This window comes from Corallococcus sp. AB018, assembly GCF_003986945.1.
Lineage (GTDB): Bacteria > Myxococcota > Myxococcia > Myxococcales > Myxococcaceae > Corallococcus > Corallococcus exiguus.
Genome location: NZ_RAWR01000038.1, coordinates 22,715 through 38,711 on the forward strand (window position 1 = coordinate 22,715; position 15,997 = coordinate 38,711).

Below are 15,997 nucleotides of genomic sequence, written 5' to 3' on the forward strand. Positions count from 1 at the left end.
TGAGCGTGAAGCAGGAGGCCGGACTCCTGGGTTTGGAGCCCGGCCGATTGCTCGAGGAGAACGTGATGGCGGCGCCCTTCTCGACAGTGGGCACCAACTCTCGACGCCCGTCCTGGCGCTCCTGGCGGACGCGGAGCTGTGCCGTGAGGCGAAGCCCCGGCTCAGCCCGGCAGCACTCGCCACAGGTGCGGAATCATCCCCAGTGACCAGCTCTCCGCAGTGAGCTCCGCGTACGGGTAGCCGCGGCCTTCGAAGGGGATGCGAGTGCCGGTGCCGGACTGGCCGGGCACGCGCGTGAGGCGTCGCGCCTCACAAGAAACCGCAGCTGTTCGTCCGATGCTCCTTCGTCAGCCTCTGCGCATGTCGAGATGCGGGATGCCGTCCTCGTCGTAGATGTCGCTCACGGCCACGAAGCCGAAGCCCTCGTAGAAGCGCTGCAGGTAGGCCTGCGCCCCGATGCGCACAGGCGCGCCCGGAAAGCGCTCGGAGAGGAAGTGCAGTCCGCGCTCGACCAGGTCACGGCCCTGCCTCTGCCCGCGCAGCGCCGGCGCGGTGACGACGCGGCCGAGGCTCGCCTCGGGGAACTTGAGGCCGGGCGGCAGTGCGCGCAGGTATGCGCCCAACTGCCCCGTGCCCGGGACGCCCCCGAGCAAGTGGAAGCACTCGGCGTCCAGGCCGTCCGCATCGAGATAGAGGCTCTTCTGCTCCACTACGAAGACTTCGGAGCGCAGCGCGAGCAGCCGGTACAGCTCCTCGAGCGTGAGCTCGTTGAAGCGCTTCCACTGCCAGTCGAGAGAAGAGGGGACCATGGTGTCCTGTCACTTTATCCTCAACTGGGGGCAATCCCCCTTCTGGGGGAGAGGCACCTGCCCAATGGCGCGCTACAAGACGCGGGCATGCAGCACTTCGTCGAACGCACCTCCAGAACCGACTGCGAGGAACGCTCGAAATGCTGAGGGCCGTCCAGGGTTCTTGGTCAGACAGGCATGTTGAGGCGAGCCGCCTGGTAGAGAAGGTCCAAGCGGTTGTCGGCGCGCAGCGTGGCGAAGATGTTTTTCACGTGGCTCTTCACCGTGTTGCGGGCGATCCCCAGCTCCTCGGCGATTCGCTGGTCGTTCCAGTTGCTGAGCATGCCCATGGCGACAGTGACCTGGGTGGGGGTGAGCTGGCACTTCATCTGCTCAGGGAGCGGGATGGATTGGGGGAGTTCGTTCATCATGAGGGCCCATTTCCGGGGCCCCTCGGGGGCACGCAGTTGGATGAACCGGACCACGCGGGCGCAATTCCCGTGCATGCGGACCCAGGAGTCCTTGTCGAGCCGGGCATCCGGCGTCATGCGCAGCAGGGCGTCCAACTGCTCCTTGAGGGGGCGAGGAATGCCGGACGAGTGGAGGTCGGAAGGGGCGAACCATCGCTCCAAAAGGACGGCGGCGTTCGGGGAGCGCAGCACCTCGCGGTGGGGTGGCTCCACGACGAGGATGGCGCCATTGGGGCGGCGGTAGAGCTCCTCGAGGATGTTGGCGTAGGTGGCGAGGCCCTCGGTGATGCCGCACTTGCGGATGGCTTGGGTCAGGTGCCGGGTGATGCTCGCGAGAGCGTCGGCGTTCTGAGCGGAGAAAGGCCGTGGCAGGTGTCTATAGAGCGCGAGGGCGGCGAAGACGCCGGGGCGGATGGTGAGGAGGACGGCCATGATGTGCTCCATGGGTGGCCCCAACTCAATGCTGCGTTGGCGGATGAAGCTCCCCTCGAACTCCTTGCGGGACATGAGCTGCGATTCGCGGACGACCCAGTTGCGCCGTTTGAAGATGGGCTCCCGGAAGAAGTCATGTTTGATCACCTCGTCGTACCGCTCGAGGATGGGAAGGCGATGGCCCGGAACGTGCCATTCGTTCCCTGGCGATCGCCCATCCTCCATGAGGCACAGCGCCATGGCGTCGGCCTGCGCGAGTTGGAGGAGGTGGGGCCGGAGTGCCTTGAGGGCTTCAGGAAGGCTCAGCGGGTCATGGAGGGCGAGGAGTGCCTCTTCCCTGAGCGAGTACTCGGCGGCAGTGAGATTCGGTAGACGGACCATTCACCCTCCTGGAGTAGGCCACCCCTCGATTTGTACGAGGTGACCTCTCATCCATAGCCACCGACTGAAAACCTGTCCCCCACTCTCCAGAGGGATTGACTGAGCCTGGCCAGGCTCAAGCGCGAGCGCCAATCTGAACGGTTGGAGCAATGGTGCATGACCTCCCGAATGGGAAGGCTACCATCGCAAATGCTCGCGCAGTGGGTCTCTTTCCTACAGCCGGAGTGACGCACCGGGTCCCTGAATCGGGTCAAGGCGCTGCGCGTCCGCCGATCTCGGGGAACCGCTCGTAGGTCCGCTTGAGCGTGTCCAGGTGGGCGGGGTTGTCCAGGTCGAGCGGCGCGTCAGTGAGCTGCACGACCCAGCCGCCCGATGCCGTGCGCCGCGCCCGTGAAAGCAGTTCGGCGTCGCGGGTCGGGTCCGGAAAGCCGAGGGCCTGCGCGGCGGCAGCGGACCAGTAGTTCAGCCACCCGAGGTAATGCGGAATTTCAGGCGAGCGGATGTAGTCCGGAAACCTAAGCGCTGGGAGCCCGCGTGGTGGGACACCCGGCTTACGCACCGGATCAATCGTCTGCTGCGAAATCTCGACGGCCGCGTTGGACGGCGTCGCGCGTCCCCAGAAAGCGCGAGCGCCTTCCCCTATGGCTGCCAGCACATCCGCTCCCGCCGCGATACCGGCTGCGTCCAGGTGCAGCGAACCGTGAACCTCCAAGTGCGGCGGGCTCCCTGCCGCAAGCCCGTTCGGATTCTCCCATCCGGTAATCGTTACCGGGCGGTTCTCGTCATCGTTGCAAAGGAACGGAAACCCGTTGTCCGCCCTATCTGAAACGACCCATTCGTCGCGGCGAGGCAACGCAAGAAGAACTTCCTTTTCAGAGAGCGTCCACTCTAGCCGCAGACCAGGAAGCGCGCCTTCCATCCCGTGAACGATAGCGAGAGGTCGCCTGTCGTCATTCACGAGCGCAGGCGCATAGACAATGATGCCAAGTTCATTAGGAAGGACCGCCATGTTAGCACCAATCCATGACAACAATCGCGAGGGTGTTGTCCAGCTTCTCAATAGCGGCTTTGTGCGCAGCGCTTCGCACGCCAACAACAAACTTGTATCCACACGCCTCTGCAAGTCTTCTTTCGCGTTGCAGCTCCGGTAGCTTCACTCGTGCAAAAAACTGCTGGGAGCGCAGGTTGTGCTTGTCGAATTCATCAGTCTTGACGTCCCATAGAGTCCGCGTAACGAGCACCAGCGCGTCAAACTGCTTGCCATTAACAAGCACGTCCCAGCCGGGGAAGCTGTTCTGCGGAAGGAGGTCGGCGCAGTCGTTGTGCGGGTCATTGCCGCCACGATGCGGCACTGGGACGGGCCTGCACTCAGGACTGCGCTCGCGCTCCGGTGATCCGGGCGGCACCGGGGGGAGCCAGTCCTGACCCGCTGGCTCGGGCTTCAGCTTGGGCTTGCGTTGCACTTCAGCTTCCCGGGATGCCACCTGCGTTCCTCGTGAGGCCCCAGCTTCCTCGGGGTAGGCGTGCCGCAGCTCATACGCGTCCAGCGCCTCTTTGATGGCGACGCCGACCACCACCACGCCAAGTACGATCACGGCCCCCACGGCAATCTCAGGAGCCGCCAGTACGCAGAACCCGATTCCCACGGCAGCGGCGTCAGCGGAGGCGACCGTGCATCTTCCCGTGGTGTCGTGGAACTCGATCCGGTCATGGTCGAGGGTTCGATAGCACTTCTCTATCAGTACGGGCCAAGGCTGGGACGCTTCGCGGACAACGCACCGCCCGTCGTCAGCCCAGGGCAGTTTCGCCGCTCGAAGGAGGTTGGCAATCCTCGGGTTCTGGGGCACACGCTCTCTTGGGGACGGTGCCGACGTAGCGCACGCGGAGAGGATGAGCAGAATTGCGGCGCAGGCGCGGAATCGCATGGTCACGTTTCTTCAATCGAGCCAGCGAGCCATGGGAGCAGGGCTGGCCGCTTGTGGGATACTCCAGGACGAGACGCGGACATTGATGGGGCCTCTAGATTTCGGCGCTTGCAGTCGACGCCCCTTATTTTGCTGGCGCAAGAAATGTGACGATCCAGGCGGAGAATGACCCCCAATTGACTCCACGGAGCGCAATGAATGCGAGTTGATTTTTCGAGATTTCGCCCTGATCGATATCATCTGGAACAAGTGCAGTGTAGGTTTGTTGTGGTGCTTTCGAGTTGTCAGCAATTGTGATTTGCCAGAAGCGCATCGCTCCAGTTCCTCCGCCCCAGGGTTGCTGGTAGACGAACTGGCTGCTGACAAAGACGCTCGCCACGTTGCCGGCGTGCACCTCGATCTTGAGCCGAATGGTGAGGGGCCTGGGCGTCCATTTCGTGACGTAGAATGAGTCGAAGTAGCTCTCCCAGGTGTTCAGGGGCCCGTCAGCGGGCGACCAGTCGCCGCATGTACTTCCCAAAGCGCACGGGATCGTATGATGATAAATCTTTACGCATTATCTCTCGGCGATACTGAAGGCGAAAGGCTTCGGCGCGAGCTGCCTGTAGCTTGCTCTCAATTTGGCTGATGGCCTTGTGTGCAATTGAGGAGGCTGCGTCCAGCTCCTTCTGGGCCTGAACGAATTCGGGCGCGAATCGATCCCGTACTGCCAAGTCGGCGGCTTTCAAGCTCCCGTCGGCTTGGCGTTCGAGCACAGCAAGGCGCTCTCGCTCGCGCGCTACCTGAACTCGGACAGAATTGATCTCATCAGCGTTCTTTTGCCACATGCGGTCAAGCTCAAGCTCCAAATCAGCATGGAGCTTGGCGTACTTGCCGCGGATGTTCTGGGTGGCGCTCCCATCTAGCTTCGTGGGCATCATGGAGCGAGCCTGGCGCTCGACTGCTTGGCGCCAAATCCAGAGCGCATGCGCTCTGGCAGGACCGATGCCGTGCACGTGTTGCACCGCGTGCGGCGACGAAATGCTCGCGGCCGTGTAGAACCCCGCCATGTCCAATTTGTATTTTAGTGCAGCCTTGACGCCCGGGATGTCTGCATTACCTAGCGTTGCTCGATGCAGCGCGGTGGAGATGAACTGCTTTTGCAAGGCCTGCAGCGCATCGTTCATTTCCGATTGTTCGCTGAGCGTTACTTCTGCGATCCGCTGCTGCAGGCCAGAGATTCGTGCGCCTGAATCCCTTTGGATGATCCCGAGTCGGTCACTCTCAAAGAGGTCCACGGCTCGCTGTTCCTGCGTAATCTGCGCCCGCTCTGACTGGTGCTTTGTGTTATGTCGCTCCAGTTCCTTGGCTTTCCTCTTCTGGATTGTCTCTTCGGCCTTGCGATGTTGCTCGCTCACTACTGTGAACTCACTCTTCACGTGCCTTAATTCATTCGCGAGCGACGCAACGAGTGATTCACCCTTGTGCGCGTCTTTTTTTGCTTCATGAAGATTGCGGCGTGCCTGTGAACGAGCTTGGGCGGCTGGCTCTCGATGATGCTGAAAGAGAAGAAAAAGCACAATAAAGAGCGCGACGAATGGAACAGAGAAGAGCGCTAGTGCAGGTAGCGCCCCACCCAAGACTCCGATTCCGACCACGAGCGCGAAAATGACACTATAGGCCGTTATTACCTGTTCACTGGCCTTGCTCCCAACGAATTGAGCTGACGCTTTCGTGGGGGGCTCAACGAAGTCGAGGACCCAAGAAGCAGGAGCGTCGGCTGGGGTCTGCGATGAGGGAGCAGTTGGCAACCTTGGTGCATGGGCGGACTTATGATCACCCACCCAACTTGGAATGGCACTCGACTGAGATGTTGGCGGTGCGGTCTGAAGCAGATTGCCGTCAAGTGGGGGAACCTGACCGGCAGGAAGAGAGAGCAAAGTCTTGAAGAGCGCGGTGAGCGATCGAACACTTTGCTCTCGGGAGTTCAGGAGCGCGAGCAGTACCTTCGATTTCTCAGGCTCGGAGAAGTCGCGCTTACGAAAGAGCAGGCAGTCGTCGCCGCCTTTGAATTGGTCCCAGAGCTGCGGCTGGCTTGCGAGCGCCAAGATGGAAATGAGAACCACCCATGCGGAGAAGTTGTCGAGGTCCGGGCCAAAGAGGTCACCTCGCTTAGGGTGTTGGTAGTTGTCGTGTCCGCGCTCGTAACTCGTGGAGCCTGCCAACGAAGGCACGAACATTCCGTCATAGTCGATAAGACGCAGTTCACCGCCGACGATGAGGACGTTCCCGTGTTGAAGGTCTCCGTGGGCGATTCCGGACTGGCGCAGTGCCCGAGTCATTTCGACCCACTTGGTCGCCAGTGCAAGCAACGCCTTCGGGGAGCGCAGGTTTCGTTCAATGTGCGACCCAAGAGACTCGCCGTTAAGCCACTCCATCTTCAGGATGGGCAACCACTGGCCCCGTACCTGAATGCCCTTTTCGATGAGTGTGAAGCCCACCGCGTAGCGCAGCTTGGTTCCTTCGAGGTGCCTGCTTATTTCCGCGTAACGCCGCTTCTGGTCGGGGTGGATCGAACGTGTGAAGCAACGTACTGCCCATGACTGCGTGCCGCAGTTCAGCCGGTATACGGTCGCAAAGTTCCCGGACCTTGCTTTAGGGAATGGAAGTGCCGGACTGGTGAGTTCGGGCTGCCCGGATTTCAAATCCGGGTCGCTGAATACTTGGCTTGGATTCTGAACAGCCTCTTGGTACTCGCTATCGGTAGGAAGGGACATTGACGCTCCGTTAGAAAACGTCAATCCGCATCAAGGTCGAGTCGTCGTTCTTGAGCGTGCCTTCCCTGCGCAGTCGCGCAATCATTGCGTCGAAGGCCTCGGCTTGGTCCTTCGTGTTCAGGTCTCGGAGGACACGCCAAGGAGCGCGTCCTGCTTCGTCCTCTGCCATGAACCAACAAGCAAGGGCGTCGGTCATCAGGTACAGCGTATCGCTTGGCTCGCAGGTGCCTTCTGCGATGCGAAGGTGCTCTTCGATAGCTACCGAGTCGCCCAGGTTGCTCGGAAGCAAGAAGGGTGATGAGCCGAACTCAGATGAATGCTCCAGTGGGAAGCGAAACACGACGCGTTCAGCTCGCACTTGCACGAGACAAGAGTCTCCGACTGCTTGGGCGCGCCATGTCGAGTGCTCTTGCCCATCGCGACCAGTCCGAAGGTGCAGGCTTAGGAACGACGCGAACGCCCCATCCTGGGCCTTGACTGCCGCGTACCATGGAAGCTCTTTCCTCCCGACCTCGGCGGCCCATCGAGGGCGTGCGCTAGCCAATAGGCTTGGCACATCCATGGTGTCGTTGGACTCGAAGAACAACGACACGAGCAGTCGTGCCCACACGCCTGAAAACGAACTCTCAGTGGCTCCGTCAGAGATTGCGAAGCGAAAGGAATCGCCGGTTTTGCGCGCCGGTCCCTTCGAAGAAAACGAGTCCTCGTACTCGGCGACCGAACTTCCGGCCTTCTGCACCCAAAAGACTTCTTCGTTGATCTCCACTTCCATGCGTCACCTACCGCAGGTTGCTGGGCCGCGTGCCGATGTTCAGGAACTTGATGACGGCCACCATGTCCGCGTTGAAGACGAAGCCACGAGTACCATCGGAGGTCTTGATACCCTCCTGCTCGGCGGTGGTGCGCATTCCCGGCGTGAGTTGGCTCGACATTTGAAAGAGCAGCTTGGCGAACTGGTCAGGGAGCATCACCTCGGTGTCCGGGAATTCGATCGGCGTGCTCCTCCTTGAGGAGAGATGCACGTTAAGGAAGAGAACCTCTCCGTCGCTGCTTCGGAGCTTTCGAAGAGCTTCGGCGACGGCGGTGGGGTCGCCGTCGGTTGCTTCCCCGTCGGTGATATTCACGACGATGGGAGGAAATGCATCGGGGTGTTGGCGCAGCCATCCTTCCAGAATTTCCTTGGCGCGCGTGATTGCCTGACACATCGGCGTACCTCCATTCGCGACTGGCTCGAACCAGATCGGGAACCTGATCTTCTCCTTCAGAATGCCGCCCGCGCCATCATCGCGCTCGCGGGTGCGCTCGTCGATCCGAGCGGGCGAGTTTCCGACCTCGCTGATAAGCACCGTGTCACGACCCGCGAGCGAACCGCTGAACGCGGAACCGACGCTGGCTCCGTAACCGAGGACGCCGACGTGAAAATAGTCGCGGATGCCCTCCTCCTTTGCGCACTTGATGACCAGGTTCTGAAGGAGTCGGTTTGTTGCATCTGCAACGCCATCAGCCTTCTTCTTTTGCGATTCACCGCTGCCACCGAACGGGTCAGCCATTGATCCCGACTGGTCTACCAAGAACAGCAAGCACGTCGGGTTGCTTCTGCTGATTTCTGCCGAGTAAGCCACGACGACCCCCATGAAGGTTTCCCGCCGAGACGGCTGCGGTCTGGTGAACTTCCCATCAATCAATGGAGCTCTCAAGAGCCGAATGGACGACGTCCGGTACCCGCTTGAGCTACGACTACAGCGAGTCCTCCGCGTCGTTTCCAACAGGAGGCGAAGACGGAATAGCTGGATCGCCAGTCTTCAGGGTGTGCCGGGCACGAGGGGGGCGAACTCGTAGCCTCTACATTCGGGAGACCTGCCTCGGTCCATGTTCACCCAGGGGGCTGTGGGGTAGATGCCGGGCGGGCTGCCTCGGAATGAAGTGATGAATGGGTTCAATCTGCCCGGAGCAGTCCCCATTCCGGTGGAGCGCTTGGGGGTTGGCTCGTCACGCCTCATCATAGGCAGCACTCTTCTATAGGGGCGTAGTGCGCATGCGGGTTGAGATCCCCGTCCCGCTGGATGCCAGCCCGGTCGAGTGCGTACGTGCACCTGCTTCTCCCCCAGACGAAGTCCAGTGCGAACTCCGGCGAGATGATCCGCTTCACGATCTCCGCTGGACATGACGAGGGGCGTCACTGCTCGTTGTGCTTTACTCAAGGCGCTGATGGCCGGGCGCTCCCCGGCCCGGTGACGCCGACGCGGCGTCTGCTCGTCCCAAAGGACCGACCATGAAGAAGCTGCTCGTAGGAATGATGCTGGCTGTGATTCCGCTCGTGGGCTGTGGAGCGGAGGTCGACGGTCTGGCGGAGCAGGGCCAGATTGTCACCACGGAGGATGGCACCGAAATGGTCATCAAGCATCGCTCGGAGCCAGATATGGCTCAGTCCGGGGATGTGTCCTCCATGGGCGCGTCCTGTTGGGTCGTGCTGGAGTACTGCAAGGACCCGAAAACGGGCCGGCCGAACTGCGCGCAGACCCACTGCACCATGGACGAAGCGGTCACCGCCTGTAAGGCCCTCATCAAGAAGCATTGCTGAGCTGCGCTCCAGCCCCAGGGGCGTGGGCAGGCTCCAATGGGGGTATCCTGGGATGCCATATGTACATTCTGTCTGTGATCTGGGGATCTGCCATGACCCGGCGCATCGAAGTGGGGCTCTGATTGGCCAGTGGGCTCGTGACACGTGCCGCTTCTGCGCGCTCGGCTTCTGCGCGCTCGGCGTCTGCGCGGAGCATGGCCCCAGGGCCGGACGTGGGGGAGACGCCCAGCCCTCCTGTTCGACATCCGGAGGTCCCGCCTGTCCGGCAGCAGCAGGCGGGCTATCGGGTGCTCCCCATCGAGAAGCTCGACAACGGCGGGTGGCTGTCAAGGCTCTCGGCGGGGGCAGACAACTCCGCGCTGTCTGGCAATTGGGATGACGTCAAATACTTCTCGGACCTGGCGCGGCTGAAGCGCACGCTCCGCCCCTGACGAACCGTGACGGGAGAAACACCGCGCCATCTAGAGGCTGGAGACGCTTCGGGGCCAGAAAAGACCGAGGCCGGAAACCGCTGGGTCTCAGCGGCTTCCGGCCTCGGTCCTTCAGTGTCCCCGACGGGATTCGAACCCGTGTTACCGGCTTGAAAGGCCAGCGTCCTGGGCCTCTAGACGACGGGGACGTCGTCACTGCTTGAGTCGCGGGGGGCTCGAACCCCCGACCCTCGGCTTAAAAGGCCGGTGCTCTACCAGCTGAGCTAGCGACTCGCTATTCTTTTTTTGGCACCGGCTGCGGATCCGCCAGCGGCCCCGCGAGGCGCTTCCTACCAGCAGCGCCCGGGGAGTTCCACTGGCGATCGCAGGCGCCCCTTCCTGACACGCTCCGTCCCGCCCCTGGGTGAACATCCGCTCGCCGGGCACCCGCCGTCCGTCAGCGTCCGGCGCTATACACGGGGCATGGCCCAGGAAGCTCCCGAACCGCCCGACGACGCCGCTGAGGACGAAGAGGCAGGGGAGCAGGCCCCGTTCCGCCGCTACCTCACCCGCGCGGGCGCCGAGCGCATGCACCGCGAGCTGCTCCAGCTGCTCAACGAGGCCCGCCCCAAGGTCACCGCCGAGGTCTCCGCCGCCGCTGCCCAGGGCGACCGTTCAGAAAACGCCGAATACATCTACGGCAAGAAGCGCCTGCGGGAGATCGACCGGCGCATCCGCTTCCTCTCGAAGCGCCTGGACACCGCCACCATCGTCACCCCCTCGGAACAGGCGGACCGCTCGAAAGTCTACTTCGGCGCCACCGTCACCCTGGAGGACGAGGGCGGAATCCGCAGCACGTACCAGATTGTCGGTTCGGACGAGATCGACGCCGCCGGTGGCCGCATCAGCGTCGAGTCACCCATGGGCCGCGCGCTCCTGCGCAAGGCCCCGGGCGACACCGTGGAGGTGCGGCGCCCGCGGGGGGAGATTGAACTCACCCTGGTGGACATCCGCTACGACTAGGACGCTCCCATGCCCCGGACGCCAGAGCTCACCACCCATGCTCGCCGCATCTATTCGCGCCTGAACAGCGCGGACCTGGCCGCGTCCGCGGGGGAGTCCCTGTCCCTGGAGGACCTGGGCCTGGAGTCCGGCGGCGACCGCGTGGGCCTGGCGTTCGGCACCTACAGCCGCGAGGGCCTGGAGCACGCCCTCCGGGCCTATGGCTTCGCGCAGCGCCTGGAAGAGCGGGTAGGGCCCGTCGAGCTGCGCCTGTCCTGCCAGGACCCGTTCCAGCCGCGCATCACGCTCCTGAGCCGCCGCTATCACGCTGCCGTCGTGGACCTGTCCCTGCGTCAGGCCATGGGCGCGGAGGTCGGCTTCACCCGCTCGGCCGCGGAGGCGCCGCTGCTCTACGTGGACAGCCTCCTCCTGCAGCACCCGGGGCGCCCCTTCGACTGGAACCGTCCGCCGCTGCCGGGACAGCTCCATCCTGGACTCTCGCTGTCGCGCGACCTGCTGGAGCTCCTGCACCTCATGGCCCGCCGCATCGGCGCGGAAGGCGTGGCGCTGATGCCCGCGACCTTCTCCGCCGCGTGCGTCTACGAGCGGCGCTTCACCTTCGCGGACGGCGTCGCGCAGGGGCACTTCAGCGCCCTTCGCCGCGCGGGCCGCGGCTGGCCCCGCTGGATGCTGGCGTGGGCGGTGGAGTTGGGCTGCATGCGGGACGCGCAGGGACAGCCGACCCTCTTCACGCCCACGCCGATGATCAGCCCCCTGTCGCGGCGGGTGGCCCGGCGGCTCGACACGGGCGGTTGGCACAAGGCCTGGCGCCTCCACGCGAAGCAGGCGCTGTCGCTGGACGAAGAGGCGTTGCAGGCGCGCTTCCCCTGGGCCCGCATGCCTCCCGGCCCTCCGCCCGAAAGGGTGGTGGAGGTGCTCGGGTATGATCCGCTGGCGCCCGCGTCGCTCTTCCAGGACGCCAGCGAGCCCGCGCCGGCCCCGGTGCGCTCGGCCGCGACGTCCTGAGGGGCCCGCGGTAGCGCCCCGTTTCCGGAACGCCCGTGCTGTTTCGGACGGACCTTCGCGCTTTCAGACGGGAATGCGGCTGCTGGCCCCTCGTTCGGTGCCTATATTCAGCGGTGTTGGTCCTCCACGGTCGTCGCTCGCCGTCAGCAATCGCACCCGAACCAGGTCAGGTCGCGAAGCCCTCGATGCGAAAGAACTTCATCCTCGACACGAACGTCCTCCTCCATGACCCCCGCAGCATCTACGGGTTCAAGGACAACAACGTCATCATCCCCATCTACGTCATCGAGGAGATCGATCAGTTCAAGCGCGATCTCTCCGAACTGGGGCGCAACGCGCGACTGGTGGCGCGCTACCTAGATTCCTTCCGCGCCGAGGGCTCCTTGAAGGAGGGTGTCCCGCTGCCGCACGGCGGGATGCTCCGCGTGGCCTTCACCGACCGTTCGCTGCCGTCCTCCATGGCGGACAGCAACCTGGTGGACAACCGCATCCTCGCGGTGGCCCTGGACATGATGGAGACCGAGCCGGAGACCCAGGCCGTCTTCATCACCAAGGACACCAACCTGCGGATCCGCGCCGACGCCCTGGGCCTCTCCGCCCAGGACTTCGACACCGAGCGCGTCGAAATCACCGACCTCTACACCGGCTTCACGGAGCTGCTCGTCCCCACGGAGATGGTGGATCAGCTCTACAAGCCCGGCGGTGAAGTGGAGGTGCCGGCCCAGGACCGGCTCTTCCCCAACCAGCTGGTGCTGCTCAAGGACGAGCTCAACCCGTCCCACACCGCCATGGCCCGCTTCAGTGGCGCCAAGGCGCGGCTGGTACCGCTCGCGCGCAACAGCAAGGAAGGCACCTGGGGCATCCGGCCGCGCAACATGGAGCAGGCCTTCTGCCTGGACCTGCTGCTCAACGACGAGATCAAACTCGTCACGATCGTGGGCAAGGCGGGCACGGGCAAGACGCTGCTCGCCATCGCCGCGGGCCTGCAGAAGGTGACGGAGGAGGGGCTGTACCACAAGCTGTTGGTCAGCCGTCCCATCTTCCCCCTGGGCCGGGACATCGGCTACCTGCCGGGCAGCGTCGAGGAGAAGCTCAACCCCTGGATGCAGCCCATCTTCGACAACGTCGAGTTCCTCATGAACCTGAGCCGCGCGGACAAGAAGGCCGGGCGCGGCCACCATGAGCTCATCGACCTGGGGCTGATGGAAATCGAACCGCTCACGTACATCCGCGGGCGCAGCATCCCCAACCAGTTCATCATCGTGGACGAGGCGCAGAACCTCACCCCGCACGAGGTGAAGACCATCCTCACCCGCGTGGGCGACAACACGAAGATCATCCTCACCGGCGACCCGTTCCAGATCGACAACCCGTACGTGGACTCCACGAACAACGGGCTCGTGCACGTGGTCAACCGCTTCAAGAACGAGAAGATCGCCGGCCACATCACCATGGCCAAGGGCGAGCGCAGCATGCTGGCCGAGTTGGCGGCCAACCTGCTGTGAAGCGCCCAAGGCCCGCGCCTGATAGAGACGAGTCATGACCCAGGATGGCACCGACAAGACCGACGCCCCCGGCGAGGAGAAGAAGCCCCTCGTCGAGTACCCCTCCGTCTACGAGTACAAGGTGATGGGCAAGGCGACGGTCGAGGAGACGCCCGGCTTCGAGGAGCACGTGCGCTCGCTCTTCCGGCGGAAGCTGGGCTCGGAGGTCTCCCCGGACTCCATCCACGTGCAGCACAGCCGCAAGGGGAAGTTCGTGTCCCTGAGCGTGTCCGTGCTGCTGTTGTCCGAGGAGCAGCGCCGGGGCATCTACGCGGAGCTGCACCAGGATCCCCGCATCGTCTACTACCTGTGAGGCAGGCGGTGCGCGGGCGGATGCCCCAGGGCGCCCGGAGGCGGCCGGCGGCTGGAAGTCCGGCCGGGGTGCGTATATGAGGGTGGAATGAGTCCCGCTGAGCAATTCCCGCTGTACCACCCGCCGGGGGCGCAGCGCGCGTTCGGATCCGACGACGCCACGCGCCGCTTCGCCAAGGTGGCCCAGCTGGAGCAGGGCTCCCGAGTGCTGGTGCTCGGCTGTGGTCCGGAGGGCGGCGCCGCCGTGCTGCTGGCCCAGGAGCTCAAGTGCTCCGTGGTGGCCGTGGACACGGATGAGACCCTGGTGTCCCCCGTCCGCGAGCGCGTGCGCAGCCAGGGCCTGACGGATCGCATCGAAGTGCGCCGCGTGGCGCCGGACGCGCTGGGCATGCTGGACGGTCCCTTCCACGGCATCCTCGTGCCGGGGCGCGTGCAGTACCCGCTGGACGTGTCGCTGCGCGTGTTCCGCCCGCTGCTGGGCAAGCGCGGCCGCGTGGGCTTCACCTTCCCGGCGCGCGTGGGCCGCTTCACGCCCAAGCCCGTGCTGGACTTCTGGGAGAAGCGCCTGGGCGCGCCGCTGCTGCTGCCGCGCGAGCTGCTCCAGGCGCTGGAGACCTCCGGCTTCGAGCCGGAGTCCGTGGAGTCGCTGCACGACACGGAGCTGGACGCGCTCTACAAGGACATGGAAGCGAACCTGCCGGAAGGCGCCTCGCCGGAGAGCGCCACCTTCCGCGAGGAGCTGGCCCTGCACCGCGAGCACAACCAGCGGCCGGGCGTCAGCTACGCGTTCGCGGTGGGCCGTCGCAAGGAACCGGGTGAGAAGCCCCCGGCGTCGCGCGACCGCGGCTGAAGTCTGTCGGAGTCTTGATGCGTGGGGGAGGGCCCGGAGACGCGGGCCCTTCAACCGCCGGGACTACTGCACGCCGTTGAAGTCGAGCAGCTCGATGGACTCGGGCGCCACGGACAGCGTGACCTGCTCGCGGTAGCCGGCCGCGTCGCCGCCGACCTGGAAGGGCATGGGGCGCGCGAAGCGGATGGTGACCTCGCGGGCGTGGAAGTCGTGCAGGCCTTCCGGAGCCCAGCGGCCGTTCCACAGGCGGGGGAGGTTGGCCAGCACCTGCGTGGGCGACACCTGTCCCAGGCGCAGCTGCAGGAAGCCCCGGCGGTCATTCGCGTGGGGGAACATGCGGAAGCCGTAGCCGTAGAAGGGCATGGTGCCCGCGGCGGCCATCATCAGCTTGCCCCGGAAGAGCAGCGCGCCCGGCGCCAGCGGCCCGCCCACCGTCTGGCCCTCCGCGCCCAGGCGGTAGGCTTCCGACGGGCCGTTGACGACTTCGCACTCCACCAGCACGGAGCTGGTGAGGTAGTGCGGCACCGTCTTGAAGGCCACCGCGGAGAAGTAGCCGCCACCGCCGGACATGACCCGCTTGAACAGGCCCTTGCCCAGCGACTCCTTCACGGCGATGTAGTCGTTGAGCACCTTGCCATCCACGCCCAGTCCCGCGAAGGGCGCGCGCTGGCCGTCCACCAGCACCAGGTCCATGGTGCGCACGCTGGGGATTTCCGCCGCGCGGGCGCGCACCACGTCGTTGAGGATGCCGTCGCCCCGGGTGCTGGACGCGTTGACGAACGCCGCGATGCCGTTGCCCGTGCCCAGCTTGAGGATGCCGAAGCGCGGCGCGGCCTGTCCGGCGAACTTCCCGCGCGGGCCCACCTGCTGCAGCACCTCGTTGACGAAGCCCATGAAGGTGCCGTCGCCGCCGCCGGTGAAGACGGTGGGGTAGCCCCGCTCCAGCACCGTCTGCGCGATGCGCCGCGCGTCCAGCGGCGAGCGCGACAGGAACAGGTCCTCCTCCGGCACCACGTGCGACAGCAGCTTGACCACCCGGGCGTCCACCTTGCGGGCGTTGGCGTTCAGCAGCACCGCGACCTTCGGTTCGACGGACGGAAGCGCCGCGGGCGAGCGGCGGAAGTCCGTGGAACGCAGGGGCTGAACCAGCATGGACGACTCCAAAGGGGCGGGGAGCGGTATGACAGCGCTGACGCGGTTCGGACTGTGCACTTTTCTCGCCAACCCCTGACGCGTGGTGTCAGGCGGGCAGGTGGAAGTGATTCCGAGGGGTTGAACGGTCCGCTGGTGTCCAAAATGCCCGCCCGGTTGCTACCGCGGGGTGACGGCAGTGTAGAGCGCGTTACGCACCCGTGGCGCTCGGATGGCGTTCCGGTGACACGCGGTCGGCCGGGCCTGCGCACTGCGCTACGCAGCGGGCGTCATCACCTTTGCGCTGGGTGCCCGGGCCTACGGGAAACCCGTCCTCGCGTTTGACACGCCGGGGGGGGTGGTTACGTTGGGCTTACATCGGGATTTCG

17 protein-coding genes and 2 tRNA genes are annotated in these 15,997 nt (G+C 64.5%); 7 read left to right on the top strand and 12 right to left on the bottom strand.

The window, feature by feature from the left end; translation table 11 throughout:
• Positions 1-161: 161 nt before the first annotated feature.
• The 9 genes from D7Y11_RS44945 to D7Y11_RS10840 all read right to left on the bottom strand — a co-directional run bounded on the left by D7Y11_RS44945 (position 162) and on the right by D7Y11_RS10840 (position 8,386).
• Positions 162-290 carry a hypothetical protein gene (locus D7Y11_RS44945; protein WP_255431053.1) on the bottom strand — a complete coding sequence of 43 codons (129 nt, stop codon included), beginning with the start codon at positions 288-290 and terminating at the stop codon, positions 162-164.
• Between the two features lie 57 nt (positions 291-347).
• Positions 348-809 (bottom strand): GNAT family N-acetyltransferase, encoded by a 462-nt coding sequence (locus tag D7Y11_RS10805; protein ID WP_126933631.1) that lies wholly within the window; start codon positions 807-809, stop codon positions 348-350.
• A gap of 167 nt (positions 810-976) precedes the next feature.
• On the bottom strand, positions 977-2,071 hold the full coding sequence (locus tag D7Y11_RS10810; RefSeq protein ID WP_126933632.1) for a LuxR C-terminal-related transcriptional regulator: 1,095 nt from the start codon (positions 2,069-2,071) through the stop codon (positions 977-979).
• Between the two features lie 250 nt (positions 2,072-2,321).
• Entirely contained in the window at positions 2,322-3,080 is a 759-nt protein-coding gene (locus D7Y11_RS10815; protein WP_126933633.1) for a DUF5953 family protein, read from the bottom strand.
• Position 3,081: 1 nt separating this feature from the next.
• A complete protein-coding gene (locus tag D7Y11_RS10820) occupies positions 3,082-3,996 on the bottom strand; it encodes a DUF6310 domain-containing protein (RefSeq protein WP_126933634.1) in 915 nt (304 codons plus the stop codon).
• A 124-nt stretch (positions 3,997-4,120) separates the two neighbouring features.
• The gene (locus D7Y11_RS10825; protein ID WP_126933635.1) at positions 4,121-4,375 is read right to left on the bottom strand and encodes a hypothetical protein; all 255 of its coding nucleotides are present in this window, start codon (positions 4,373-4,375) and stop codon (positions 4,121-4,123) included.
• Between the two features lie 106 nt (positions 4,376-4,481).
• Positions 4,482-6,752 (bottom strand): hypothetical protein, encoded by a 2,271-nt coding sequence (locus D7Y11_RS10830; protein WP_126933636.1) that lies wholly within the window; start codon positions 6,750-6,752, stop codon positions 4,482-4,484.
• Between the two features lie 10 nt (positions 6,753-6,762).
• Positions 6,763-7,524: a protein phosphatase 2C domain-containing protein gene (locus D7Y11_RS10835; protein WP_121761213.1), complete on the bottom strand. Its 762-nt coding sequence runs from the start codon at positions 7,522-7,524 to the stop codon at positions 6,763-6,765.
• A 7-nt stretch (positions 7,525-7,531) separates the two neighbouring features.
• Positions 7,532-8,386, bottom strand: a complete 855-nt coding sequence (locus D7Y11_RS10840; protein ID WP_199753713.1) for a vWA domain-containing protein — start codon at positions 8,384-8,386, stop codon at positions 7,532-7,534.
• Between the two features lie 638 nt (positions 8,387-9,024).
• Between D7Y11_RS10840 and D7Y11_RS10845 the strand changes: the two genes are divergently transcribed.
• Both D7Y11_RS10845 and D7Y11_RS10850 read left to right on the top strand, forming a co-directional pair.
• The gene (locus D7Y11_RS10845) at positions 9,025-9,333 is read left to right on the top strand and encodes a hypothetical protein (RefSeq protein WP_121779317.1); all 309 of its coding nucleotides are present in this window, start codon (positions 9,025-9,027) and stop codon (positions 9,331-9,333) included.
• 194 nt (positions 9,334-9,527) lie between these two features.
• Complete coding sequence (locus tag D7Y11_RS10850; RefSeq protein ID WP_126933637.1) at positions 9,528-9,764, top strand: hypothetical protein; 237 nt, start codon at positions 9,528-9,530, stop codon at positions 9,762-9,764.
• Between the two features lie 115 nt (positions 9,765-9,879).
• Here the strand turns inward: D7Y11_RS10850 and D7Y11_RS10855 are convergent.
• A tRNA-Glu gene (locus tag D7Y11_RS10855) sits at positions 9,880-9,952 on the bottom strand.
• A gap of 12 nt (positions 9,953-9,964) precedes the next feature.
• A tRNA-Lys gene (locus D7Y11_RS10860) sits at positions 9,965-10,037 on the bottom strand.
• Between the two features lie 189 nt (positions 10,038-10,226).
• Between D7Y11_RS10860 and greB the strand changes: the two genes are divergently transcribed.
• The 5 genes from greB (at position 10,227) to D7Y11_RS10885 (ending at position 14,477) form a co-directional block, all read left to right on the top strand.
• Positions 10,227-10,766, top strand: a complete 540-nt coding sequence (gene greB / locus D7Y11_RS10865; RefSeq protein WP_120575117.1) for a transcription elongation factor GreB — start codon at positions 10,227-10,229, stop codon at positions 10,764-10,766.
• 9 nt (positions 10,767-10,775) lie between these two features.
• On the top strand, positions 10,776-11,771 hold the full coding sequence (locus tag D7Y11_RS10870) for a deacetylase (protein WP_120575118.1): 996 nt from the start codon (positions 10,776-10,778) through the stop codon (positions 11,769-11,771).
• A 185-nt stretch (positions 11,772-11,956) separates the two neighbouring features.
• Complete coding sequence (locus tag D7Y11_RS10875) at positions 11,957-13,276, top strand: PhoH family protein (RefSeq protein ID WP_120575119.1); 1,320 nt, start codon at positions 11,957-11,959, stop codon at positions 13,274-13,276.
• A 34-nt stretch (positions 13,277-13,310) separates the two neighbouring features.
• Complete coding sequence (locus tag D7Y11_RS10880; protein WP_120575120.1) at positions 13,311-13,628, top strand: YbeD family protein; 318 nt, start codon at positions 13,311-13,313, stop codon at positions 13,626-13,628.
• Between the two features lie 87 nt (positions 13,629-13,715).
• The gene (locus D7Y11_RS10885; protein ID WP_120575121.1) at positions 13,716-14,477 is read left to right on the top strand and encodes a cyclopropane-fatty-acyl-phospholipid synthase family protein; all 762 of its coding nucleotides are present in this window, start codon (positions 13,716-13,718) and stop codon (positions 14,475-14,477) included.
• Between the two features lie 63 nt (positions 14,478-14,540).
• On the opposite strand, the gene D7Y11_RS10890 is transcribed toward D7Y11_RS10885, so the two are convergent.
• Positions 14,541-15,629 carry a diacylglycerol kinase family protein gene (locus D7Y11_RS10890; protein WP_126933638.1) on the bottom strand — a complete coding sequence of 363 codons (1,089 nt, stop codon included), beginning with the start codon at positions 15,627-15,629 and terminating at the stop codon, positions 14,541-14,543.
• Positions 15,630-15,997: the final 368 nt, after the last annotated feature.

Coding starts and splice junctions, on each gene's coding strand:
- D7Y11_RS10805 (WP_126933631.1), bottom strand. CDS start 809: ATGGTCCCCTCTTCTCTCGACTGGCAGTGGAAGCGCTTCAACGAGCTC.
- D7Y11_RS10810 (WP_126933632.1), bottom strand. CDS start 2,071: ATGGTCCGTCTACCGAATCTCACTGCCGCCGAGTACTCGCTCAGGGAA.
- D7Y11_RS10815 (WP_126933633.1), bottom strand. CDS start 3,080: ATGGCGGTCCTTCCTAATGAACTTGGCATCATTGTCTATGCGCCTGCG.
- D7Y11_RS10820 (WP_126933634.1), bottom strand. CDS start 3,996: ATGCGATTCCGCGCCTGCGCCGCAATTCTGCTCATCCTCTCCGCGTGC.
- D7Y11_RS10830 (WP_126933636.1), bottom strand. CDS start 6,752: ATGTCCCTTCCTACCGATAGCGAGTACCAAGAGGCTGTTCAGAATCCA.
- D7Y11_RS10835 (WP_121761213.1), bottom strand. CDS start 7,524: ATGGAAGTGGAGATCAACGAAGAAGTCTTTTGGGTGCAGAAGGCCGGA.
- D7Y11_RS10840 (WP_199753713.1), bottom strand. CDS start 8,386: ATGGGGGTCGTCGTGGCTTACTCGGCAGAAATCAGCAGAAGCAACCCG.
- D7Y11_RS10845 (WP_121779317.1), top strand. CDS start 9,025: ATGAAGAAGCTGCTCGTAGGAATGATGCTGGCTGTGATTCCGCTCGTG.
- D7Y11_RS10850 (WP_126933637.1), top strand. CDS start 9,528: ATGGCCCCAGGGCCGGACGTGGGGGAGACGCCCAGCCCTCCTGTTCGA.
- greB (WP_120575117.1), top strand. CDS start 10,227: ATGGCCCAGGAAGCTCCCGAACCGCCCGACGACGCCGCTGAGGACGAA.
- D7Y11_RS10870 (WP_120575118.1), top strand. CDS start 10,776: ATGCCCCGGACGCCAGAGCTCACCACCCATGCTCGCCGCATCTATTCG.
- D7Y11_RS10875 (WP_120575119.1), top strand. CDS start 11,957: ATGCGAAAGAACTTCATCCTCGACACGAACGTCCTCCTCCATGACCCC.
- D7Y11_RS10880 (WP_120575120.1), top strand. CDS start 13,311: ATGACCCAGGATGGCACCGACAAGACCGACGCCCCCGGCGAGGAGAAG.
- D7Y11_RS10885 (WP_120575121.1), top strand. CDS start 13,716: ATGAGTCCCGCTGAGCAATTCCCGCTGTACCACCCGCCGGGGGCGCAG.
- D7Y11_RS10890 (WP_126933638.1), bottom strand. CDS start 15,629: ATGCTGGTTCAGCCCCTGCGTTCCACGGACTTCCGCCGCTCGCCCGCG.